The sequence below is a fragment of the Mycobacterium sp. SMC-17 genome (assembly GCF_045310915.1).
Taxonomy (GTDB): Bacteria; Actinomycetota; Actinomycetes; order Mycobacteriales; family Mycobacteriaceae; genus Mycobacterium.
On sequence record NZ_JBJIAK010000006.1, the window covers coordinates 45800 to 68727 of the forward strand.

General features: G+C 66.5%; 23 protein-coding genes. 13 read left to right on the forward strand and 10 right to left on the reverse strand.

Annotated features, from left to right (window positions below; genetic code table 11):
* Positions 1-139: 139 nt before the first annotated feature.
* Together ACJH7A_RS06105 and ACJH7A_RS06110 are read right to left on the reverse strand one after the other, a co-directional pair.
* A complete protein-coding gene (locus ACJH7A_RS06105; protein ID WP_406801582.1) occupies positions 140-1057 on the reverse strand; it encodes a 3-oxoacyl-ACP reductase in 918 nt (305 codons plus the stop codon).
* A gap of 39 nt (positions 1058-1096) precedes the next feature.
* Complete coding sequence (locus ACJH7A_RS06110; RefSeq protein WP_029105068.1) at positions 1097-1288, reverse strand: ferredoxin; 192 nt, start codon at positions 1286-1288, stop codon at positions 1097-1099.
* Between the two features lie 201 nt (positions 1289-1489).
* Between ACJH7A_RS06110 and ACJH7A_RS06115 the strand changes: the two genes are divergently transcribed.
* Genes ACJH7A_RS06115 through fadD17 form a run of 3 tightly spaced genes read left to right on the forward strand, consistent with a single transcriptional unit; the run spans position 1490 to position 5328 of the window.
* Positions 1490-2671: an acyl-CoA dehydrogenase family protein gene (locus tag ACJH7A_RS06115; protein ID WP_406801583.1), complete on the forward strand. Its 1182-nt coding sequence runs from the start codon at positions 1490-1492 to the stop codon at positions 2669-2671.
* A gap of 8 nt (positions 2672-2679) precedes the next feature.
* Positions 2680-3780 carry an acyl-CoA dehydrogenase family protein gene (locus ACJH7A_RS06120; protein WP_406801584.1) on the forward strand — a complete coding sequence of 367 codons (1101 nt, stop codon included), beginning with the start codon at positions 2680-2682 and terminating at the stop codon, positions 3778-3780.
* 3 nt (positions 3781-3783) lie between these two features.
* Positions 3784-5328, forward strand: a complete 1545-nt coding sequence (gene fadD17 / locus ACJH7A_RS06125; protein ID WP_406801585.1) for a long-chain-fatty-acid--CoA ligase FadD17 — start codon at positions 3784-3786, stop codon at positions 5326-5328.
* On the opposite strand, the gene ACJH7A_RS06130 is transcribed toward fadD17, so the two are convergent.
* Complete coding sequence (locus ACJH7A_RS06130) at positions 5325-6428, reverse strand: methyltransferase (RefSeq protein ID WP_406801586.1); 1104 nt, start codon at positions 6426-6428, stop codon at positions 5325-5327. The two genes, fadD17 and ACJH7A_RS06130, sit on opposite strands and share 4 nt — an antisense overlap.
* Positions 6429-6529: 101 nt before the next feature.
* Between ACJH7A_RS06130 and ACJH7A_RS06135 the strand changes: the two genes are divergently transcribed.
* Complete coding sequence (locus ACJH7A_RS06135; protein WP_406801587.1) at positions 6530-7213, forward strand: LpqN/LpqT family lipoprotein; 684 nt, start codon at positions 6530-6532, stop codon at positions 7211-7213.
* A 28-nt stretch (positions 7214-7241) separates the two neighbouring features.
* On the opposite strand, the gene ACJH7A_RS06140 is transcribed toward ACJH7A_RS06135, so the two are convergent.
* Positions 7242-8363 (reverse strand): NAD(P)H-dependent flavin oxidoreductase, encoded by a 1122-nt coding sequence (locus ACJH7A_RS06140; protein ID WP_406801588.1) that lies wholly within the window; start codon positions 8361-8363, stop codon positions 7242-7244.
* Positions 8364-8371: 8 nt separating this feature from the next.
* A complete protein-coding gene (locus tag ACJH7A_RS06145) occupies positions 8372-10024 on the reverse strand; it encodes an acyl-CoA synthetase (RefSeq protein WP_406801589.1) in 1653 nt (550 codons plus the stop codon).
* Between the two features lie 70 nt (positions 10025-10094).
* On the opposite strand from ACJH7A_RS06145, the gene ACJH7A_RS06150 reads away from it, so the two are divergent.
* From ACJH7A_RS06150 to ACJH7A_RS06160, 3 genes are all read left to right on the forward strand, one after another.
* Complete coding sequence (locus tag ACJH7A_RS06150; RefSeq protein ID WP_406801590.1) at positions 10095-10895, forward strand: crotonase/enoyl-CoA hydratase family protein; 801 nt, start codon at positions 10095-10097, stop codon at positions 10893-10895.
* The gene (locus tag ACJH7A_RS06155; protein WP_406801591.1) at positions 10895-11863 is read left to right on the forward strand and encodes an NAD-dependent epimerase/dehydratase family protein; all 969 of its coding nucleotides are present in this window, start codon (positions 10895-10897) and stop codon (positions 11861-11863) included. Before ACJH7A_RS06150 ends, ACJH7A_RS06155 begins: the two co-directional genes overlap by 1 nt.
* A gap of 68 nt (positions 11864-11931) precedes the next feature.
* A complete protein-coding gene (locus ACJH7A_RS06160) occupies positions 11932-13143 on the forward strand; it encodes a sensor histidine kinase (protein WP_406801592.1) in 1212 nt (403 codons plus the stop codon).
* A gap of 1 nt (position 13144) precedes the next feature.
* Here ACJH7A_RS06160 and ACJH7A_RS06165 read toward each other — a convergent pair whose 3' ends face one another.
* The 3 genes from ACJH7A_RS06165 to ACJH7A_RS06175 form a co-directional block, all read right to left on the reverse strand.
* Positions 13145-14350 (reverse strand): cytochrome P450, encoded by a 1206-nt coding sequence (locus ACJH7A_RS06165; RefSeq protein ID WP_406801593.1) that lies wholly within the window; start codon positions 14348-14350, stop codon positions 13145-13147.
* Entirely contained in the window at positions 14347-15021 is a 675-nt protein-coding gene (locus tag ACJH7A_RS06170) for an acetoacetate decarboxylase family protein (protein ID WP_406801636.1), read from the reverse strand. The genes ACJH7A_RS06165 and ACJH7A_RS06170 overlap by 4 nt, the downstream gene beginning before the upstream one ends.
* 184 nt (positions 15022-15205) lie before the next feature.
* Positions 15206-16237, reverse strand: a complete 1032-nt coding sequence (locus ACJH7A_RS06175) for an LLM class F420-dependent oxidoreductase (RefSeq protein ID WP_406801594.1) — start codon at positions 16235-16237, stop codon at positions 15206-15208.
* Between the two features lie 58 nt (positions 16238-16295).
* Here ACJH7A_RS06175 and ACJH7A_RS06180 point away from each other — a divergent pair, with 58 nt between their 5' ends.
* The 4 genes from ACJH7A_RS06180 to ACJH7A_RS06195 are packed head-to-tail and all read left to right on the forward strand — an operon-like array spanning position 16296 to position 19958.
* On the forward strand, positions 16296-17306 hold the full coding sequence (locus ACJH7A_RS06180; protein WP_406801595.1) for a Zn-ribbon domain-containing OB-fold protein: 1011 nt from the start codon (positions 16296-16298) through the stop codon (positions 17304-17306).
* A 9-nt stretch (positions 17307-17315) separates the two neighbouring features.
* Positions 17316-18380: a thiolase domain-containing protein gene (locus ACJH7A_RS06185; protein ID WP_406784562.1), complete on the forward strand. Its 1065-nt coding sequence runs from the start codon at positions 17316-17318 to the stop codon at positions 18378-18380.
* Positions 18380-19555 carry a thiolase domain-containing protein gene (locus ACJH7A_RS06190; protein ID WP_406784561.1) on the forward strand — a complete coding sequence of 392 codons (1176 nt, stop codon included), beginning with the start codon at positions 18380-18382 and terminating at the stop codon, positions 19553-19555. Before ACJH7A_RS06185 ends, ACJH7A_RS06190 begins: the two co-directional genes overlap by 1 nt.
* A gap of 1 nt (position 19556) precedes the next feature.
* Positions 19557-19958, forward strand: coding sequence for a nuclear transport factor 2 family protein (locus ACJH7A_RS06195; RefSeq protein ID WP_020100770.1), 402 nt, complete (start codon positions 19557-19559; stop codon positions 19956-19958).
* Positions 19959-20010: 52 nt separating this feature from the next.
* Here the strand turns inward: ACJH7A_RS06195 and ACJH7A_RS06200 are convergent, their stop codons facing one another.
* Both ACJH7A_RS06200 and ACJH7A_RS06205 read right to left on the reverse strand, forming a co-directional pair.
* Entirely contained in the window at positions 20011-20535 is a 525-nt protein-coding gene (locus ACJH7A_RS06200) for a hypothetical protein (RefSeq protein ID WP_318985469.1), read from the reverse strand.
* A 57-nt stretch (positions 20536-20592) separates the two neighbouring features.
* Entirely contained in the window at positions 20593-21117 is a 525-nt protein-coding gene (locus ACJH7A_RS06205; protein WP_318985468.1) for a gamma carbonic anhydrase family protein, read from the reverse strand.
* 127 nt (positions 21118-21244) lie between these two features.
* Here ACJH7A_RS06205 and ACJH7A_RS06210 point away from each other — a divergent pair, with 127 nt between their 5' ends.
* Complete coding sequence (locus tag ACJH7A_RS06210) at positions 21245-22399, forward strand: Rieske 2Fe-2S domain-containing protein (protein WP_318985467.1); 1155 nt, start codon at positions 21245-21247, stop codon at positions 22397-22399.
* Positions 22399-22899: a hypothetical protein gene (locus ACJH7A_RS06215; RefSeq protein WP_318985466.1), complete on the forward strand. Its 501-nt coding sequence runs from the start codon at positions 22399-22401 to the stop codon at positions 22897-22899. The genes ACJH7A_RS06210 and ACJH7A_RS06215 overlap by 1 nt, the downstream gene beginning before the upstream one ends.
* Positions 22900-22928 lie beyond the last annotated feature (29 nt).

Sequence of the window (22928 nt, forward strand, 5' to 3'; positions counted from 1 at the left end):
CTGGCAAAAGAACAGCAAAATCACTGAGAAACGACATATAATCGCAGCTCAGGATATATTTTGACGTTGCCGTCACTGTAACAAGTTCTAGTGCCTACGCGGCGCTTTCTACGCCGCGTCAGCACTCGATCCGGGACGTTCAGTCCCTCGACTCCATCAGGGCAGTCGCCGAGAAATTCCGCTCCGGATCGCGGTCAGCAAAATATCCGCGCAACGTGGCACTCAGTTGTGTCATGTCCCACTCAGCGGACGACGCCGTGAAGTGGCTCTCCACGGTCGGGGCTGCTACCAGGGTCACAGTCGGACCATAAACGATGAAGAGCTGGCCATTCACGTTTTCCGACGCGGGCGAGGAAAGGAAACGCACCAATTTCACAACGTGTTCCGGCGACAGCGGGTCGACCTCTCCTTCACCAGGAGCCGCACCGAACACATCGGCCGTCATCGCGGTACGCGCCCGCGGCGCAATCGCGTTGGCGCGGACGCCGTAGCGCTCCAGACCGCGGGCCGCGGTCAGGGTCAGGGCCGTGATGCCGGCCTTGGCGGCGCCGTAGTTCGCCTGCCCCACCGGACCGGCCAGGCCGGCCTCGGACGAGGTGTTGACAATCCGGCCGTACACCTTGCCATCGGCCGACTCCTTGGCCTTGGCGCGCCAGTAGGTCGCGGCGTTGCGGGTCAGCAGGAAGTGGCCGCGCAGGTGGACCGCGATGACCGCGTCCCAGTCCTCGTCGGTCATGTTGAACAGCATCTTGTCGCGGGTGATGCCCGCGTTGTTGACCACGATGCTCAGCCCACCGAGCTTGTCGGCGGTCTCGACGAGTTCGTCGGCGGTGCTGCGGGCGCTGATATCCCCCGCCACCGCGATGCCCTTGGAGCCGGCAGCCTCGATCTCGGCGAGCACGTCCGACTTGTCCAGCGCGCCGGCCATGTCGTTCACCACGACGGTGGCGCCGGCCTGCGCCAGGCCGATGGCCTCGGCGCGGCCCAGGCCCGCGGCGGCACCGGTGACCACGGCCACCTTGCCGGAAAGATCTGTCGAGTCGATTGCTTCCGTCATCTTGCTCCTCGCGTGCGCGGCGTCATTTTATGAATACCTCTAGTCTTTGCGGAGAAGGGCGGCACGCGGGCATTCCGCGATGGACTGCTCGGCCAGTGCTTCCTGGTCGGCAGGCACCGGATCAGCCTTGACTACCGCATAGTCGTTGTCGTCCAGATCGAAAAGGTCCGGCGCAATTCCCACGCAAACCGCGTTTCCTTCACAGCGATCGTGATCAACTTCAACCCGCATGACACCCTCCTGAGAGCCCGGATTTCGACGGTGAGGCCAACATAACGACCCCGCCATGGCGATGCCAGTGTGGCACGCTCTGGACCCCAAGACTAGAACGTGTTACAAGTTTGAGTAGGCATGGGTCGCCGAAAGCGGCCCCAGCAACATGACAAACGGACCGAAGACCTAGCCCAATTCAACTGATAAAGGATGAGTTCGATGCGGATCGGCTACACGCCCGAGCAGGAGGAGCTGCGGCGCGAACTGCGCTCGTACTTCACCAAGCTCATGACCCCCGAGCGCGCCGAGGCACTGGCGTCCAACGATGGCGAGATGGGACGCGGCAACGTCTACCGCGAGACCGTCGAACAGATGGGCAAGGACGGCTGGCTGACGCTGAGCTGGCCGAAGGAATACGGCGGCCAGGCCCGTCCGCCGATGGACGGCCTGATCTTCAACGACGAGGCCGCCATCGCCAACGTCCCGGTGCCGTTCCTGACCATCAACTCGGTGGCGCCGACGATCATGCACTTCGGCACCGAGGAGCAGAAGAAGTTCTTCCTGCCCAAGATCGCCGCGGGCCAGCTGCACTTCTCCATCGGCTACTCCGAGCCCGGCGCCGGCACCGACCTGGCCTCGCTGCGCACCACCGCCGTCCGCGACGGTGACGACTACGTCATCAACGGCCAGAAGATGTGGACGTCGCTGATCGCCTACGCCGACTACGTGTGGTTGGCGGCCCGCACCAACCCCGAGGCCAAGAAGCACCGCGGCATCTCGATGCTGATCGTGCCGACCACCGCCGAGGGATTCTCGTGGACACCGGTGCACACCATGTCCGGTGTCGACACCAGTGCCACCTACTACCAGGACGTTCGCGTTCCGACCACCAGCCTGGTCGGCGAGGAGCACGGCGGCTGGAAGCTGGTCACCAACCAGCTCAACCACGAGCGCGTCGCGCTGGTGTCCGCGCAGCCGATTTTCGTTGCGCTGGACGGGGTTCGCGAATGGGCCCAGAACACCAAGGACCACCACGGCAAGCGACTGATCGACTCCGAGTGGGTGCAGCTGAACCTGGCCCGCGTGCACGCCAAGGCCGAAGTCCTCAAGCTGATCAACTGGGAGCTGGCCTCGGCCACCGACTCTGCCCCCTCCCCCGCCGACGCCTCTGCGGCCAAGGTGTACGGCACCGAGCTGGCCACCGAGGCCTACCGCCTGCTCATGGAGGTACTTGGCACCTCGGCGACGCTGCGTCGGGACACCCCCGGCGCGCTGCTGCGCGGCCGGATCGAACGCTGGCACCGGTCGTGCCTGATCCTGACCTTCGGCGGCGGCACCAACGAGATTCAGCGCGACATCATCGGCATGGTTGCTCTCGGCCTGCCCCGGGTCAATCGGTAAGGGACATCATGGATTTCAAGACGACTGAAGCATCTGACGACCTCGGCGGCCTGGTCCGCTCGATCACCGAGTCGGTGGTCACCCCTGAGCGGCAGAAAGAGCTGGACAAGCTCGACGAGCGCTTCGACCGCGAACTGTGGGACAAGCTGATCGACTCGGACATCCTGTCCACCACCGCACCGGAATCGGTGGGCGGCGGCGGATTCGGTGCGCTGGAGCAGGTTTCCGTGCTGACCGCACTGGGTCGTCAGCTCGCCGCCGTGCCATACCTGGAGTCGACTCTGCTCGGCGCCGGCGCCATCGCCGAATTCGGTTCTGCCGCACTGCAATCTAAGTGGGCCGCCCCAGCGGTCGCCGGCAGCAAGATCGTTGTGCCTGCGCTGGACGGCGAGATGGGCCAGGGCCCAGTTCAGGCCACCGGTTCCGATGAGTCCGGGTACACCCTGACCGGTACCCGCGCCCAGGTCGCCTACGGCCCGGTCGCCGATGCCTTCCTGGTCCCGGCCGAAACCGATTCCGGCGTCAAGGTTTTCCTGGTTGCCGCTGCTGATGCGGGTGTCACCGTCACCTCGCTCGACACCACCGGCCACGGCAGCGTCGCGCATCTGGACCTGCAGGGCGTAGCCGTCGCCGCTGACCGCGTCGTCGGCGGTGCGGACGTCGTCTCCTGGCTGCAGTTGCACAGCGCCCTGGGCCGCAGCGCATTTCAGCTCGGCGTGGTGGAGCGCGCGTTGGAGCTCACCGCGTTGTACGCCCGTGAGCGTGAGCAGTTCGACCGTCCGATCGGCAGCTTTCAGGCAGTGTCGTCCCGGTTGGCCGACGGGTACATCGACGTCAAGGCGCTGCGCTTGACGCTGACCCAGGCAGCCTGGCGAGTATCCGAGGGTCTGCCCGCTGACGTGGACGTGAACACTGCGGCCTTCTGGGCCGCCGAGGCCGGACATCGGGTGGCGCACACCGCGGTGCACGTGCACGGCGGCGTGGGTATCGACATGGACCACCCGGTGCACCGGTACTTCCTGGCGGCCAAGCAGACCGAGTTTGCGGTCGGCAGCGCCACCGGGCAGCTGCTGCAGATCGGGCGCGAACTGGCCGAGACGCCCGTCTAGTCGATGTCCACCCGTCCGACTGTCAGCGACCTGCTGCGCCCGCTGGTCGGCGTCACCGACCGCGGGTTGTACGACTGCTCCGCCGGCGATGCTCCGGTCGGCTCGGCTGATCTCATCAGCTGGGCCGACCACATCGCGGCGGGCGCACAGTTGGCCGCGGCGTTGAAGGCACGACTCGACCCGGCCAAACCGCCGCACATCGGAGTGCTGCTGAGCAACACGACGTTCTTCTCTTCGCTGCTGGTGGCCGCCGCGCTGGCGGGGCTGGTCCCGGTCGGTCTCAACCCGACCCGGCGCGGGGCGGCGCTGGTCGGCGACGCCGAACGCTCCGACTGCCAGTTGGTACTCGCCGACAACCCGGACCTGGTACCGGCCGGTCTCGACGCCGTGGGCATCGACGTCATCGACGTCGAATCCGCTTCGTGGGCAACCGAACTCGCCGGATTTGCGGGTACGCCGGTGGAGTTCGCCGACGTCGATCCCGACGATCTGTTCATGCTGATCTTCACCTCGGGCACCAGCGGTGATCCGAAGGCCGTGCGGGTCACACACGACAAGGTGGCGTTTCCGGGGCAGATGCTGGCCGGCCGTTTCGGCCTCGGCCGCGACGACACCTTCTACCTGTCGATGCCGCTGTTCCACTCCAACGCCGTGATGGCCGGCTGGGCCGTGGCGCTGGCGGCGCAGGGCTCGATCGCGTTGCGCCGCAAGTTCTCCGCGTCCGGATTCCTCCGGGACGTGCGCCGCTACGGCGCCACCTACGCCAACTACGTCGGCAAGCCCCTGTCATACATCCTGGCCACCCCGGCCCGGCCGGACGACACCGACAATCCCCTGAAGTTCATGTACGGCAACGAGGGTGCCCCACGTGACCTGAACCGGTTCGCACAGCGTTTCGGCGTCGTCGTCGTCGACGGTTTCGGCTCCACCGAGGGCGGCGTCGCGATCGCCCGGACGCCGGACACCCCGCCCGGTGCGCTCGGTCCGCTGACCGACGAGGTGGCCATCGTCGACGTGGAGACCGGCCTGCCGTGCCCGCCCGGCGTCGTCGGCGAACTGGTGAACCCGACGGGCCGCGGCTGGTTCCGCGGCTACTACAACAACGAGGCCGCCGAAGCCGAGCGCATGGCAGGCGGTATCTACCACACCGGCGACCTGGCCTACCGGGATGAAGCGGGATTCATCTATTTCGCTGGGCGCCTTGGTGATTGGATGCGGGTGGACGGGGAGAACCTCGGCACCGCACCCATCGAGCAGGTGCTGCTGCGGCACCCCGACGTCGTCGAAGCAGCCGTCTACCCGATCCCCGACCCCGCCGTCGGCGATCAGGTGATGTCGGCACTCGTCCTGCTCGACCACGCGACATTCTCCGCCGACGACTTCAGCGCTTTCCTTGCCGCGCAAGAGGATCTGGGCCCCAAGCAGTGGCCCCGGTTCGTCCGCGTCGCCACGAACCTGCCGCGCACCGAGACCTTCAAGGTCATCAAGCGCCAGCTGTCGGCCGAGGGCACCGACTGCGCCGATCCGGTTTTCGCGATCGCCCGCTAGTCGTGGACCGGGACGGCCTCGACGAGGGACATGGGCCCGGCCGTCGGAACCACGCGGGTCTGCCGAAAGCCCGCGCGCGCCAACAGTTCCGCGTATTCCGAACCGGTGCGCTCCTGGCCGCCGGCAGCCACCAGCATCTCCAGGTCCAGCAGCATGCCGGGGTGATACGGCGTGCCTTCCGGCAGCACCAACTCGATGAGGGCCAGGGTTCCGGCCGGGTCGATCACCTTGCGGATGTTCCGCAGGATCACCAGCGCGCTGTCCTCGTCCCAGTCGTGGATGATCGTCTTCAGCAGGTAGGCGTCCCCGCCTTCGGGAACCGACTCGAAGAACGAGCCACCTGTGACGGTGATCCGGTCGGACACGCCGGACGCCTCCAGCACCGGACCCGCACCAGCGACGACCGATGGTAGGTCGAACAGCACGCCCCGCGCGGCAGTCGCCTGCTGCAGCACCGCGGCCAGCAACCTGCCGTGCCCGCCGCCGACGTCAACGATGGTGCTGAATTTACTGAAATCGTAAGCGGGCAAAAGAGTTTCGACCACCATGTCCGAGAGTCCGGTCATCGCGTTGTTGAAGACCGCAGCCAGTTCGGGATCGGTCTCGAGGTATTCGAAGGCCGGCATGCCCCGCAGCATCTCCAGCGAAGTTTTCCCGGTCTGCACCGAATACAGCAGTTGTCCCCAGTGCTCCCAGTGCTTCGGATGACCGGTGAACTGCAACATGGGCGCCATGGATCCCGGCGCATCGGACCGCAGGGCTTGACCGAGCCGGGTCAGCGCGAACCGCCCGTCACTGTCCTGTTTGAGCAGCGAGTTGCTGGCCAAGGCCCGCATCAACCGGAAAGTGGCAGCAGGATGGGAGCCAACCCGGCCGGCGATGTCCTCGGCCGTTGCCGGTGCCGTAGCCAGCTCGTCGAAGATGCCGAGCTTGGAAGCCGCATACATGGCCTGGGTGAGCCAGCCGCCCTGCACCATCTCGAACACGGTGAGATTGGCCGGCACCACGGCCTGACGCAACTGGCTCAAGCCGCCACGGACCCGGCCGATGCCGTCGATGAGCCAGCCGGGCGGTGATTTCTGCGCGTTTGCCACGGGCACACAGTAATGCCACAGCTAACACCCACGCTAGAGCCGATTTCGCGGCGGCGCGGGTGCGGCTCACAGGATCAGCCCGGGCATTGTCGATTAGTCTCGGCCGTATGAGAACGTCCGCGATCACCGGCCTCGTCGCGGCAGCGACCGCACTGTCTGTGGTGCTGGCCGGTTGCGACTCCGGCAAAGATGCGAGCGCAGCGTCCGACACCGCGACAAGCGCTGCGCCGACCGCGGCGGACGCCGGCAACAAGGCCGCCGACGGGCCCAACCCGACGATCGCCAGCTACATCAAAGAGCACAAGATCACCGAACAGCAGGTGCACCGCACCGATCCGGGAGAGCCGAAGGTCGACCTGCCGAAGCCGGACGGTTGGCGGGCCACCGGCGACGACAATCCGTCGTGGGCGTACGACTCGATCATCTACAACGGACCCGTCGACGCGGCGAACTACGCGCCGAGCGTCGTCGCGCTGCTGTCGAAGCTGACCGGTGACGTCGACGCCAAGGCGCTGATGGCCACCGCGCCCGGCGAGATTCAGAACCTGCCGGGCTTCACGCCGTCCGGCCCCGGAACCGAGACCACGGTGCGCGACTACCCCGCCTACCGGATCGCCGGCACCTGGGTGTCCGACGGCAAGAAGAAGTTCGTCGCGCAGCAGACGGTGATCTTCCCGTCTGACGGGGCCACCTATGTCCTGCAACTGAATTCAGACGGCGCGGCGGACCAGACGCCCATCATCCAGGCAGCCACCGATGTGGTGGCCAAGCAGGTGAAGATCACGCCGTAGCGCTGACCTTCACCTGCCGCGCGCGAAATCAGTTGTCGCGGATGGCGTCCAGTCGCTTGGTGGCGGCCTCGAACTCGGCGACGAGTTCGGCGATGATGACCTCGACCGGACGGATCTCGTTCATCCGGCCGACGATCTGACCGACGGGCATCGCGACCGCGGTCGGGTCACCCGACTCGTTCATCCGCTGGTGTGCCTCACTGACCAGGATGTTCTGCAACGGCATCGGCAGCGGATCGGGCGCACCTTCGGCGTCCCAGGCGTCGGTCCACCGACTCTTGAGCAGGCGAGCCGGCTTGCCGGTGTAGATCTTGCGGCGCACGGTGTCGGCCGAGGTGGCATTGAGCATGGCTTCCTGCACCACCGAGCGGCCGGACTCCAGGCGCACGCCCAGGTCGTACTCCGCCGAGGTGAGGAACGCCGAGCCCATCCACACCCCTTGCGCACCCAGCGCGAGCGCGGCGGCCAGCTGGCGACCGCTGCCGATGCCACCAGCGGCCAACACCGGGGCTGAGCCATCAAGGGCGTCAACGATTTCCGGCCATAGCACCACCGAGCCGATCTCACCGGTGTGGCCACCGGCCTCGTGCCCCTGGGCCACCACGATGTCCACGCCGTTCTCGACGTGACGCAACGCGTGCTTGGCGCTACCGGCCAGCGCCGCCACCGGAACTCCGGCGGCATGCACCTGTTCGATGACATCCTTTGGCGGTGAGCCCAAGGCATTGGCGATCAACTTGATCGGATGCTTGAGCGCGACGTCCACGTGCGAGCGGGCCACCGAGTGCAGCCAACCCAGCACGCCCTCGCTGCGCTCCTCGTCCGAGGGCAGCGGCGGAACACCAAGGTCGGCAAGGGTTTTCGCGACGAAATCCTTGTGCGCCTGCGGGATCAACTTGTTGATGTCGACCGATGTCCCCTCGGTGGGGATCTTGGCCGGCATCACCACGTCGACGCCGTACGGCTTGCCATCAGTGTTGGCGTCCATCCACTGCAGGACGTTTTCCAGGTCGTCGGGGTCGTTGAATCGCACACAACCCAGCACTCCCATGCCGCCGGCGCGGGTCACCGCGGCGGCCACCTTCTCCGACGGAGTGAAGACAAAGATCGGGTATTCGATCCCGAACCGTTCGCAGAGTTCGGTTTTCATGCTGATTCCTATGTTTGTACGGCGGCGTGTTTTGCGTGCACCTCGTCGGCCGGACGCGCCTCGGTCTGCTCCTTGGCCCACCGGTAGTCGGGCTTGCCCGCCGGGGACCGCTTGACCTCGTCCACCAGCCAGAGGCTGCGCGGCACCTTGTAGCCGGCAATCTCGCTGCGCACGAATGCATCCAGATCGGCCAGCGCAGGCTTGGTGCCCTCACGCGGCTGCACGACGGCTGCGACATGCTGACCAAAACGCGGGTCCGGAACGCCAACGACCAAGGCGTCGAACACATCCGGGTGACCCTTGAGGGCGGCCTCGACCTCTTCGGGGTAGATCTTCTCGCCACCGGAGTTGATCGACACCGAACCGCGGCCCAGCATGGTCACGCTGCCGTCGGCCTCGACCTCGGCGAAGTCGCCGGGGATCGCGTAGCGAACACCGTTGATGGTCTTGAAGGTTTCGGCGGTCTTCTTCTCGTCCTTGAAGTAGCCGACCGGGATGTGGCCGCACTTGGCGATGATGCCGCGCACGCCCGAACCTGGAACCACCTCATTGCCGTCCTCGTCGAGGACCTTGGTGTTCTTGTCGATCGTGACGCGCGGGCCGCCGGTGTGCGACTGGCCCTTGGCCACGATGGACGTGCCACCGAAGCCGGTCTCCGAGGAGCCGATCGAGTCGGTGATGATCCGATTCGGCAGCAGCTCAAGGAATTTCTCCTTGAGACTGGTCGAGAACAGTGCGGCGGTGCTGGCGAGCAGGAACAGGCTCGACAGGTCGTACTCGTTACCGGCGTCCTGGTGCGCCAGCAGCGCGTCGAGCAGCGGGCGGGCCATCGCGTCGCCGGTGAAGAACAGCAGATTCACCTTGTGCTCGTGGATCATTCGCCATGCCGCATCGGCGTCGAACTCCGGCATCAACACCACGGTGTGGCCGGTGAACATCGCCATCCAGGTGGCCGACTGAGTCGCGCCGTGGATCATCGGCGGGATGGGGAGCCGGATCATCGGCGGGTTCGCGGCGGCCTGCTTGGACAGGTCGTACTCGTCGGCGACCGGTTCACCGGTGGCAAAGTCGGTGCCGCCGAACAGAACTCGGTAGATGTCCTCGTGCCGCCACATGACGCCCTTCGGGAATCCGGTGGTGCCACCCGTGTACAGCAGGTAGATGTCGTCCTCGCTGCGCGGACCGAAGTCACGCTCGGGCGAGCTGTCGGCGATGGCGGAGTAGAACTCGACGCCACCGTAGCGACTGAAGTCGTTGTCGCTGCCGTCCTCGACGACCAAGATCGTCTTGAGGAACGGCAGGTCGGGCAGCACGTTCGCGACCCGGTCGGAGTACTGACGCTCATGGATCAGCGCCACCATGTCCGAGTTGTCGAACAGGTACTTGAGCTCGCCCTCGACGTAGCGGAAGTTGACGTTCACCAGGATGGCGCCGGCTTTGACGATGCCGAGCATGCCGATGACGATTTCGATGCGGTTGCGGCAGTACAGCCCAACCTTGTCGTCTTTCTTCACGCCCTGGGACTGGAGGTAGTGAGCCAGGCGGTTGGCCTTCTCCTCCAACTGGGCGTAGGTCAGCTGTTCGTCGCCGCAAATGAGGGCGACACGGTCCGGCACAGCATCGATGGCATGCTCGGCGAGATCGGCGATGTTAAGAGCCACGGTTACCTAAACTAGAACGTGTTACATTTTGTGACAAGTCTAACGTTCTTGAGCCCCGAGGAAGGCACCCGTGAGCGAGCAAGAAAAAGGCCCCGACGCCCTCATTGAGCAGCGCGGACACACCCTGATCGTCACCCTGAACCGACCTGAGGCACGCAACGCCCTTTCCTCCGAGATGCTCTCGATAATGGTCGAGGCCTGGGACCGCGTGGACAACGATCCGGAGATCCGGACCTGCATCCTGACCGGCGCCGGCGGCTACTTCTGCGCCGGCATGGACCTCAAGGGCGCTGCCAAGAAGCCGCCGGGCGATTCGTTCAAGGACGGCAGCTACGACCCGTCGCGCATCGACGGTCTGCTGAAGGGTCGTCGTCTGACCAAGCCGCTGATCGCCGCGGTCGAGGGCCCGGCCATCGCCGGCGGTACCGAGATCCTGCAGGGCACCGACATCCGCGTCGCCGGCGAGAGCGCCAAGTTCGGCATCTCCGAGGCCAAGTGGAGCCTGTACCCGATGGGCGGTTCGGCGGTGCGGCTGGTGCGCCAGATTCCGTACACCATCGCGTGCGACATGCTGCTGACCGGCCGCCACATCACCGCGCAGCAGGCGCTGGACTACGGGCTGATCGGCTACGTGGTGCCCGACGGCACCGCGCTGGAGAAGGCGCTCGAGATCGCCGAGGTGATCAACAACAACGGCCCGCTGGCCGTGCAGGCCATCCTGAAGACCATCCGCGAGACCGAGGGCATGCACGAGCTGGACGCCTTCAAGCCCGACACCGCCAACGGCATCCCGGTGTTCCTGTCCGAGGACGCCAAAGAAGGCCCGCTGGCGTTCAAGGAGAAGCGCGCGCCGCAGTTCAAGATGCGCTGATGCACATCGCAGTGACGGGCGGCACCGGCTACGTCGGTGCCCACACCGTCCGCGCGTTGCTGGCGGCCGGGCACACGGTCCGGCTGCTGGTGGTTCCCGGCGGCAGCGACGACGTCGCACTCGACGCGCTGGGCCGGCTGGGTCCGCTCGAGGTCCTGACCGGCGACATTCGTGATCCCGCAACAGTTTCCGAGCTGCTGACCGACTGCGACGCCGCCCTGCACGCCGCCGGTGTCGTCGGCACCGACAGCCGCCGCACACAGCTGATGTGGGACATCAACGCCTATGCGACCGAGGCCCTGCTGACGCGGGCCGCCGAGTTGGGGCTCGACCCGATCGTGTCGGTGTCGTCCTACAGCTCGCTGTTCCCGCCGACCGACGGCGTCATCGGCCCCGACACTCCCCCGGCACCCGGCCGCAGCGACTACGCCCGCACCAAGGCCTATGCCGACAACGCGGCGCGGCGGCTGCAGGCCGCGGGCGCGCCCGTCGTCGTGACGTACCCGTCGTCGGTCGTCGGCCCGGCATTCCACACGGCAGTCGGTGTGACACAACGTGGTTGGGACCCGATCGTGCGGTACCGCGTCGCCCCGCGGCTGCGCGGCGGCATGCAGATGATCGATGTCGGTGACGTGGCGCGGGTCCACACGGCCCTGATGCAGCCCGGCCGCGGCCCGAAGCGCTATGTCTGCGGCGGCGTCCTGCTGACGTTCGATCAGATGGTCGACGCGCTGCAGTCGGCACTCGGCCGGCCGATCCGGCGGATTCCCCTGTCGCCCGGCCTGTTTCGCGGCGTCGGCCGGGTGTCGGACTTCGCCGGGCGCTGGCTGCCGCTGGCGGAGGGGCTCAGCTACGAAGCCGCCCTGCTGCTGACGGCCGCCGTACCCACCGACGACAGCCTGACCTTGTCCGACCTGAACCTAACCTGGCGCGATCCCCGAGAGTCGATCGTCGAATCTTTTGCGTGATTTGTGCACGATTTTCCGCGGCCATCGCGGAAAATCGTGCACAAATCACGAACGCCGGGGGGACCAGGATGCCAACCACCGACACCTCGCTGGTGCGTGGTCTGCTGCTGCAGTTCGCGCTGCGGGCGCTGTTGGTGGTGTTCGTCGGGTTCGGCCTGTTGCTGGAGCCCCCGAACGCCAACCTGCCGCTGCACTGGGGCGTCTTCGCCTGTTACGTCGCGATGGTCGCGGCATGGGGTTGGTGGGGACGGCGCTCGGCCGACCAGTCCGACCGGCGCACCCAGCGCGTGGTGGCACTGCTCATGCTGTGCGCGGATCTGACTGTGGTGGCAGTCATTTCAGTGGACAGCGGGCTCAGCTCCCCGGAAACCTGGACGTCCGACGTCCTGCAGCACGGGCTGTTCCTGATCCCGCTGATCGCGGCGGCTCAGCTCGATCCCGCAGTCAGCGCCATGATCGCGATTCCCACCGTCGCCACGTTCTTCGTCGTCAACTGGATCGACCGGGAGGCCAACGGCGACGAACCCTGGGGCTCGATCCTGCTGCGGACCGCCATCGTGTTCGGCCTGGCCGCCGGTTCGGTCGCGCTGTCGTGGGTGCAGCAGTCCAAGACCAGGACCATCGCCGGGCTGGCCCAGGAGCGGACCCGTCTGCTCGAAGAGGTGATCAGCCTGGAGAAGCGCGAACGTCAATCCCTCTCGGAGCGCCTGCACGACGGTGCGCTGCAGTACGTCCTGGTGGCGCGGCACGACATGGAGGACGTCCGTGACGGGTCGGTCGAGGGCATGGACCGCGTCGACTTCGCGCTCGCGGAATCTTCCCGGCTGCTGCGCGACGTGGTGCGCGAACTACATCCCGAGGTGCTGGCCCGCTCCGGCCTCAAGGCCGCGATCACCGCGCTGGCCGACGGCATCGGCGCACGGACCAGCATCACGGTTCATCTGGACGCCGACGACTGGCCCGACAGCCTGCGCACCGACGCCGACCATCTGCTCTACAGCGCGGCCCGGGAGTTCTCGACCAACGCGATCAAGCACGCGCACGCCGACAATCTGCGATTCACGCTGGCGCACAAGGGAAACCGTGCCGAGCTGTGCATCGCCGACGACGGCGTCGGGATCCCGCCCGACCGGCTCTCCCAGAGCGTCGAGGACGGGCACATCGGGTTCGCGTCGATCTGCACGAAAGTGCTTGCCACCGGCGGCGAATTCACTGTCACGGGCGCACCCGGCACCGTCATCTCGCTCTCGGTGCCCGCGACGAGCACCGAGAGCGGCTAGTTCAGAGCACCCGCGCAGTCGGAGTGAACACCACCGGCATGGCCTCGGGACCGCTGACGAAGTTGGCGGCGCGCAGCGGAATCTCGGCACCCTCGGCCAGGCGAAGGTCGGGCAGGCGCTGCATCAACCGCTCGGTCATCAGGCGCAGCTCCAGGCGCGCCAGCTGGTTGCCCATGCAGAAATGCGTGCCGAAACCGAAAGCCAAGTGGCTGTTGGGGGTCCGGTCGATGTGGAACTCGTTCGGGTTCTCGAACTGGTCGCCGTCGAAGTTCGCCGACTCGAACATCAGCATGACCTTCTCGTCCTTCTTCAGCTCGGTGCCGTAGAAGACGGTGTCCGCGGTCAGGATGCGGCACATGTTCTTGATGGGCGAGGTCCAGCGCAGCATCTCCTCGATCGCGCCGGGCATGAGCGCCGGATCGGCCACCAGGCGGTCCCACTGATCGCGGTGCCGCATCAGCTGTTCGGTGCCTCCGGACAGCGTGTGCCGGGTGGTTTCATCGCCGCCGATCAGGATCAGCAGCGTCTCCATGACGATCTCGGCGTCTTCCATCCGCTGTCCCTCGACCTCGGAGTTGATCAGCACGGAGAACAGGTCGTCGGTGGGGTTGGCGCGCCGGTCCTTGATGACGTCCATGGTGAATGCGGTATATGCCGCAAAGGTTTCCATCAGTTTCTGGATCGACGACTCGTCCAGGTGCGAGGACAGTCCCGACACCAGCTCGTCGGACCAGTTGAGCAGCATCTCGCGCTCTTCGGGCACCACACCGAGCATGTCGCCGATGACGGCCATGGGCAGCGGGGCCGCCAGGTCACGGACGAAGTCGGCCTCACCCTTTTCACAGACGTTGTCGATGAGCGCGTCGCACAGCCGGCCGATGGACGGCACCTTGTCCATGACGCGCTTGCGGGTGAAGCCGGCGTTGACGAGCTTGCGGCGCACCAGGTGCGCGGGATCGTCCATGTCGATCATGTACGGCATGCCCGGCTGGTCGGGGCGGATGCCGCCGGCGTTGGAGAACAGCTCGGCGTTGCGCTCGGCGTCGAGCACGGACTGGTATGTCGTCACCGCGGCCTGCCCGGTGCGGTCCCGGAACACCGGCTCGTTGTCTCGCATCCAGCGGTAGGCCTCGTGCGCGGCCGCCCGGTCGGCGTAGAACCGGCCGTCGGTCAGGTCAACGTCGGGCCGGGTGATAACACTTGTCACTTGATCTCCTGAGCATCGGCGAAGGTCATGTCTACGTTGTCAGCGGAACCGGACAGCATGGCGCGTTTCGGCAATCCGAGCGCTGCCAGTTCCCGGGCATACGGGTGGTCCCCCAGGCGCACCGTCACGCCCCCGGGGCGATAGCGCACCCCGGAGGGCCGCATCACGCCGACGGTCTCCCTGGTGACGCCGTCGAGGTGCGAATAGGTCGGGGGCGCTTGCGGTTTGGACGGCGCGGGCACCGGGAAACCGGGTCGGAAGTCCATCCCGACGGCGAACTGGCCGTCGATGGTGACGTCGAAAGAGAAGTTCTTGCCGTCGCGAAGGGCGAAGTCCGCCATCACTTTCGGGTAGCCCCAGATGGACCGGCCGGCCTCGAGAGTGAAGGGCTGGTCGACGGGCAGGTGATGGATGAAGGCGCCGGCCGACTGCAGGGCGCGCAGACCCGAGGCGTCCGAGCCGGGCGGGTTCACCATGATGTTGGTGCCGTACTCGTAGTACTCCCCGAGGTCACCGTCGATGTAGTGCATCAGCATCAGCACGGCCACCGCGCGGCGTGGGCGGTACCGGCACACCCGCAGGCCGCTGTAGTCGATCATGCGTTGCGCAGCATCGGCGTCGACCGAGAACATCGCCATGTGCTGCGTCGCCCGGCGGATGCGCACGGGCATGGTCAGCACGGTGCCCGCGATGGTGTGCTGCGAGGGCGCGGACCCGGTGGCGTCTGTCACAGCACAAATCTAAAACAGGTTCTAGACACTTCGCAATAAGTGTCTACTGACGACTTGGCGAGCACACGCAAAACTGCACTTCGGCAGGCCAAAAAGACAGTTTTGCGTCTGCTCGCCGGGAAAACTAGACCAGTTCGGCCAGCTGCTTGATCTGCTCGACCGACTTGGCCCCGACCACCATCATGGTGACGCCGGAGGCCTCCCAGGCCTTGATCTGTTCCTTGACGTAGTCGAGGTTCCCGACGATCGCGGAATCGTCGACCAACTCGTCCGGAATCACCTTGGCCGCCTCGTCCTTACGAGCGGTACGGAACAGGCGAGTGACGTCGTCGACGACCTCGGAGTAGCCCATGCGGCGGTACACCTCGGCGTGGAAGTTGGTGTCCTCCGACCCCATGCCACCCATGTAGAGGGCAAGGTGCGGCTTCATCATCTCCATCACCATGGGCCGGTCCTCGGTGACGACAATCTGTGCGGTGGCACAGATTTCGAACGTCTCGCGGGTGCGCCGGGCACCCGCGCGGGCGAAGCCCTCGTCGAGCCACTCGTTGTACATGCCGGAGATCCGCGGCGAGTAGAAGATCGGCAGCCAGCCGTCGGCGATCTCGGCGGCCAGCGCGACGTTCTTGGGGCCCTCGGCGCCCAGCATCACCGGGATGTCGGCGCGCAGCGGGTGGGTGATGGGCTTGAGCGGCTTACCCAGCCCCGTCGTGCCCTCACCCGAGAGCGGCAGCGGGTAGTGCGGGCCGGCACTGGTGACGGGGGCCTCCCGAGCCCAGACCTGACGCAGGATGTCGACGTATTCGCGGGTGCGCGCCAACGGCTTCGGGAACTTCTGTCCGTACCAGCCCTCGACGACCTGCGGCCCCGAGACGCCCAGGCCCAGGATGTGCCGGCCGCCGGACAGATGGTCGAGCGTCAACGCCGCCATGGCACATGCCGTGGGCGTGCGGGCCGACATCTGAATCACGGAGGTACCCAGGCGCATCCGCGTGGTCTCTCGCCCCCACCAGGCCAGCGGCGTGTACGCGTCCGAGCCCCAGGCCTCCGCGGTGAAGACGGTGTCGAACCCCGCTTCCTCCGCGGCCGCGACGAGCGTCGCATGATCGCCGGGCGCCTTCGCGCCCCAGTATCCGAGCTGCAAACCGAGTTTCATAGCGTTGCCTTCCCGCACCTGCTTGCCACGATTGTTAGAACCTGTTCTACTCGATGACGTGAGCGCTAGCCAAAGCAGCCCAGCCCAGATGGCAGGCCATGAGCCGCCCCTTTCGGCTCCGCTGAGACTGTCATTCGACTACACCCGTTCAGTTGGTCCGATCCTGAGTCAGTTCTTCACCGCACTGCGGGAGCGACGCATCGTCGGCACCCGCGGTTCGGACGGCCGGGTACACGTACCTCCCGCCGAGTATGACCCTGTCACGTACGAGGCCCTGACCGAGGTGGTTCCGGTTTCCAGTGTCGGCACCGTGGTGTCGTGGACCTGGCAGCCCGAGCCGCTGGAGGGACAGCCCCTGCAACGCCCGTTCGCCTGGGCGCTGATCAAGCTCGACGGCGCCGACACCCCGCTGCTCCATGCGGTCGACGTCGCGGAGGGCTCCTTGAAGTCCGGAGACCGGGTCCGCGCGCACTGGGTCGACGAGCCGGTCGGCGCCATCACCGACATCGCGTACTTCGTGCCCGGCACCGAGGAAGAAGCCGCGGTGTCCTCGTCGGTCGCCGACGATCGCGACCCAGTGACCATGCTGGTCGTGCCGTCGTCCATCGAAATCCAGCACACCGCTTCGCATCCCGAGAGCACCTTCCTGCGCGGTCTGCAGGAGGGCAAGCTGCTCGGTGGCCGCACCAAGGTCGGCCGCGACGGTAAGCCCGGCCCGGTGCTGTTCCCGCCGAAGGAGGCCGACCCGGCCACCGGCATGGTTCTCGACGAGTTCATCGAGCTGCCCGACCGCGGCACCGTCACCACCTTCGCGATCATCAACATCCCGTTCCCGGGTCAGCGCATCAAGCCGCCGTACGTGGCCGCCTACGTGCTGCTCGACGGTGCCGACATCCCGTTCCTGCACCTGGTCACCGAGATCGACGCGGCCGATGTCCGGATGGGCATGCGGGTCCAGGCGGTGTGGAAGCCCCGCGAGGAGTGGGGCCTGGGCATCGACAACATCTCGCACTTCAAACCATCCGGCGAACCCGACGCCGACTACGACTCGTACAAGCACCACCTGTAAAGGGCCACAATGACTTCCAGTGAAGTAGCGGTCGTCGGGTTCGCGCATGCCCCGCATGTGCGCCGCACCGACGGCACCACGAACGGCGTCGAGATGCTGATGCCGTGCTTTGCCAAGCTGTTCACCGAGTTGGGCCTGCAGCAGACCGATATCGGTTTCTGGTGCTCGGGCTCCTCGGATTACCTTGCCGGCCGGGCATTTTCGTTCATCTCCGCCATCGACTCGATCGGCGCGGTGCCGCCGATCAACGAGTCGCACGTCGAGATGGACGCCGCTTGGGCGCTGTACGAGGCCTACATCAAGATCCTGACGGGCGAGGTCGACACCGCGCTGGTCTACGGCTTCGGCAAGGGCAGCGCCGGCACCCTGCGCCGGGTGCTGGCCCTGCAGACCGACCCGTACACCGTCTCGCCGCTGTGGCCGGACGCCGTCTCGATGGCCGGCCTGCAGGCCCGGTTCGGCCTGGACGCCGGTAAGTGGACCGCCGAGCAGATGGCGCAGGTGGCGCTGGACTCGTTCGCCGTCGCCGAGCGCGTCGACCGCCTCGAGTCCGCGACCAGCGTGAGCGAGCTGCTGTCGCGGCCGTTCTTCGCCGACCCGCTGCGCCGTCACGACATCGCGCCGATCACCGACGGCGCGTCGGCGATCGTGCTGGCCTCGGCCGACAAGGCGCGCGAGCTGCGCGAAAACCCCGCCTGGATCACCGGTTTCGAGCACCGCATCGAGACGCCGATCCTGGGTGCCCGTGATCTCACGGTGTCGACGTCGACCGCCGCTTCGGCCGCCGCCGCCACCGGTGGGGACACCGGCTCCATCGACATCGCCGAGTTGCACGCGCCGTTCAGCCACCAGCAGCTGATCCTCACCGAGGCGATCGGGTTGAAGGACTCGACCAAGATCAACCCGTCGGGTGGCGCCTTGGCCGCCAACCCGATGTTCTCCGCCGGCCTGGAGCGCATCGGCTTCGCCGCCGAGCACATCTTCAACGGCTCGGCGAACCGCGTCCTGGCCCACGCCACGAGTGGTCCTGCGCTGCAACAGAATCTGATTGCCGTCCTGGAGGGTAAGAACTGATGGCGAACAAAGCTGCCGTCCTCGGTACGGGACAGACCAAGTACGTCGCCAAGCGTTCCGACGTCTCGATGAACGGCCTGGTGCGCGAGGCCATCGACCGCGCGCTCGCGGACTCCGGTTGCACGATGGCCGACATCGACGCCGTCGTCGTCGGCAAGGCACCGGACTTCTTCGAGGGCGTCATGATGCCCGAGCTGTTCATGGCCGACGCCACCGGCGCCACCAACAAGCCGCTCATCCGCGTGCACACCGCCGGTTCGGTGGGTGGCTCGACCGCGATCGTCGCCGCCAGCCTGGTCAAGTCCGGCAAGTACCGCCGCGTCCTGACCATGGCGTGGGAGAAGCAGTCCGAGTCGAATGCCATGTGGGCACTGTCGATTCCGGTGCCGTTCACCAAGCCCGTCGGTGCCGGCGCGGGCGGTTACTTCGCCCCGCACGTGCGCGCCTACATCCGCCGCTCGGGCGCGCCCGAGCACATCGGCGCCATGGTGGCGGTCAAGGACCGGCTCAACGGCGCCAAGAACCCGCTGGCGCACCTGCACCAGCCCGACATCACCGTCGAGAAGGTGATGTCATCGCAGATGCTCTGGGACCCAATCCGTTTCGATGAGACCTGCCCGTCGTCGGACGGCGCGGCCGCCCTGGTCATCGGCAATGAGGAAGTGGCCGACGCCCGCGTCGCCGAGGGGCACCCGGTGGCCTGGATCCACGCCACCGCGCTGCGCACCGAGCCGCTGGCCTACTCGGGCCGCGACCAGGTGAACCCGCAGGCCGGCCGCGACGCGGCCGCTGCCCTCTGGCGCGACGCCGGGATCACCAGCCCGATCGACGAAATCGACTGCGCCGAGGTCTATGTGCCGTTCTCCTGGTACGAGCCGATGTGGCTGGAGAACCTCGGCTTCGCGCCCGAGGGCGAAGGCTGGAAGCTGACCGAGGCCGGCGAGACGGCCATCGGCGGTCGGATTCCGTTCAACGCCTCCGGCGGTGTGCTGTCGTCGAATCCCATTGGCGCATCCGGCATGATCCGCTTCGCCGAGTCGGCCATCCAGGTCATGGGCAAGGCCGGCGACCACCAGGTCGAGGGCGCCCGTAAGGCGCTGGGCCACGCGTACGGCGGTGGCGCACAGTACTACTCGATGTGGGTCGTCTCGAGCGACAAGCCCGGAAAGAACTGACATGACGGTTTCCGACCCGAATCACCCCGCGCACCTGGCCGGCAAGCGGTCCCGCGATGCCGTGGCCGCCCGCGACAAGGAGGCCTGGCTGGCCAACTTCGCCGACGACGCCATCGTGCAGGACCCGATCGGGCCGTCGTTCCTCGATCCCGAGGGCAAGGGGCACCGCGGCAAGGAAGCCATCTCGGCCTTCTGGGACAAGGCGATCGCGCCCACCGACAGTCTCGTGTTCAACTTCGAGACCACCTACCAGTGCGGTGACGAGGAAGCCAACGTCGGCAACATCGTGACCACCATCGGCGGGCACGACTTCACCACCCACGGCGTCTTCACCTACCGCGCCAACGAGGCCGGGCAACTCCTGGCGCTGCGCGCCTTCTGGGAAGCGCCGCGTACCTCGTGATTTGTGCACGATTTTCCGCGCTGGCCGCGGAAAATCGTGCACAAATCGCTCGTTAGAAAGTCCAGGAGCCCGACGGCTGCAGGACGAAGCCGTGGCCGCCGCCGGTGGAGTCGATGCAGGCGGTGACGCCACCGGCCACCACGCCGCACGTCATCGTCGTCAGAGTGACCTTCTCCCCCGGCGCGAGTAGTGGTGCGCCGGCCAGATCGGTCGGGTAGTCACCGCGGTAGTTGCTGATCGTGCCCTCGTTGGCCGCGTGCAGCTGCGCCACCCCGAAATCGCGGGGCGCCTTGGCGTTGGGATCGGCGGTGACGGGCAGGCCCGTCGTCCCCGGCACCGGGCCGTAGCACCGCACGCTCGGCGCCACGCCGCCCAGCGCGCTGATGAGGCATGCCAGGCCCTCGGGTGTTGAGAACTTCACCACCTGCTGATCGGTGCGCTGGTAGGTCGCCAGATGCGTCGACGTGACGACGCTGAAGCCCGTGAAGTCGGGAAAGTTGGGCGGCGGCGCGGCGTGCGCGGACGGAGCCGTCAGCGCAATGGAGGCACCGGCCAGGACGACGAGCGGCAGCTTCATGCGCCCAGTCTTGGCCGAACGTCGGCCCGAATGTCAGATTTCCACGAAATCCGGGCGCTACAGCTCTTCGAGACCCGTCAGGTAGCGCTCTGCCAGTTCGCGGTAGGCCTGCGGATTGGTGTTGATCCACGTCTCGGCACCGGTTCCGGAGATCGGGCCGCGAATCTTGGCCGGCGAACCCACGACCAGCACTTCGTCGGGGATCTTGGTTCCGGCGACCACCAGCGAATGGGCGGCGACCAGGCTGCGGCGGCCGATCACCGCGCCGTCGAGGATGGTGCTGTTGTTGGCGATGAGTGCTTCGGCACCGACATGGGCGCCGTGCACGACGCACAGGTGCGCGATGGTCGCGCCGGGCCCGATGTCGACCGGAATGCCGGGAGGGGCGTGCAGCACCGACCCGTCCTGCACGTTTGCACCGTTGCGGATGACGACGGGCGCGTAATCGGCGCGCAGAACCGCGTTGAACCACACCGAGGCCCCGGCTTCGACACGAACATCGCCGATCAGCACGGCGGTGGGGGCGATGAACGCCGTGGGGTCGACGACCGGGCTCCGGCCCTCGAAGGAGTAAAGCGGCATGGACAGAACCTACCCCGTCGCTTCGCTCGCCCTCGCAATACACCGCAGGTGGGGACGCTTGCATTGCGCTGCACCGAGGAAAAACTGTAACGTGTTCTAGTTACTAGGCACAGATTGGGAGGCCAAGGTGAGCACCGAAACCGCGGGGGTTCGCGAGATCGATACCGGCGTGCTGCCGGACCGCTTTGCCCGTGGATGGCACTGCGTGGGTCCTGTGAAGAACTTCCTGGACGGCAAGCCGCATTCGTTCGAGGCGTTCGGCACCAAGTTGGTGGTGTTCGCGGACTCGAAGGGTGACCTGAAAATCCTGGACGGCTACTGCCGCCACATGGGCGGTGACCTGTCGCAGGGCACCATCAAGGGGGATGCGGTCGCATGCCCGTTCCACGACTGGCGCTGGGGCGGCGACGGCAGGTGCCAGCTGGTGCCCTACGCCAAGCGCACGCCGCGCCTGGCCCGTACCCGCGCCTGGCACACCGACGTCCGTGGCGGTCTGCTCTTCGTGTGGCACGACCACGAGGGCAACCCGCCTCAGGAAGAGGTGCGGATCCCCGAGATCCCCGAATTCCACAGTGACAACTGGACCGACTGGCAGTGGAACTCGCTGCTGATCGAGGGCAGCAACTGCCGCGAGATCATCGACAACGTCACTGACATGGCGCACTTCTTCTACATTCACTACGGCCTGCCGACGTACTTCAAGAACGTCTTCGAAGGTCACATCGCCAGCCAGTACCTGCACAACGTGGGCCGGCCGGACATCGGTGGCATGGGCACCCAGTACGGCGAGGCGCACCTGGATTCGGAGGCCTCGTACTTCGGGCCGTCGTTCATGATCAACTGGCTGCACAACAACTACAGCGGCTACAAGGCCGAGTCGATCCTGATCAACTGCCACTACCCGGTCAGCCAGGACGCGTTCGTGCTGCAGTGGGGCGTCATCGTCGAAAAGCCCAAGGGCATGGACGAAAAGACCACCCAGAAGCTCGCCGACGCCATGACCGACGGGGTCAGCAAGGGCTTCCTGCAGGACGTCGAAATCTGGAAGCACAAGACCCGCATCGACAACCCGCTGCTGGTCGAAGAAGACGGCGCCGTCTACCAGATGCGCCGCTGGTACCAGCAGTTCTACGTCGACGTCGCCGACATCACCCCGGACATGACCGACCGCTTCGAGCTGGAGATCGACACCACGGTCGCCAACGAGAAGTGGCAGGGCGAAGTGGCCGAGAACCTGCGCCTGCAGGCCGAGGCCAAGGAATCAGCAGAGCAGTCCAGCTGATGCCCCAGCACAGCGAGCGGGATCAGGCTCGGAGCCCATTCGTCGGCACCGCCGACGAAGCCGAGAGCCTGGCCCGTTCGATGCTGCAGCTGATGGGTCACGGCGAAGACGACGACCACGCCCATCCCGCATCCGATGCGCCGGCGAACGGATCCTGGTCCAAGGCACCGGATTTCGCCGGCGACCCGGTGCGCCTGGCCGCGGTTCGTGAAGCCACCGCGGCCGACCGGCAGCGGTACCTGACCTCGGGTCTGGTTCCGGTCGACTGCCGGTTCTGCCACTCGACGGTCTCGGTGAAGAAGTTGGGTCCGGAACACACTGCGGTGCAGTGGAATTCGGAGGCGACGCAGCGGTGCGCATATTTCAGCGAGATCCGCGCCGAAGGCGGCGATCCCAGTCGCAGCCGCTCGTGCCCCAAGATGTCCGACAGCATCAAGCACGCGGTCGCCGAGGGATGCCTGGAGGAGTTCTCCACCGCTCCCTCCCCCGGCGACGGCTGAGTTTCTCTCGCGCAGAAACGCGAAAACCC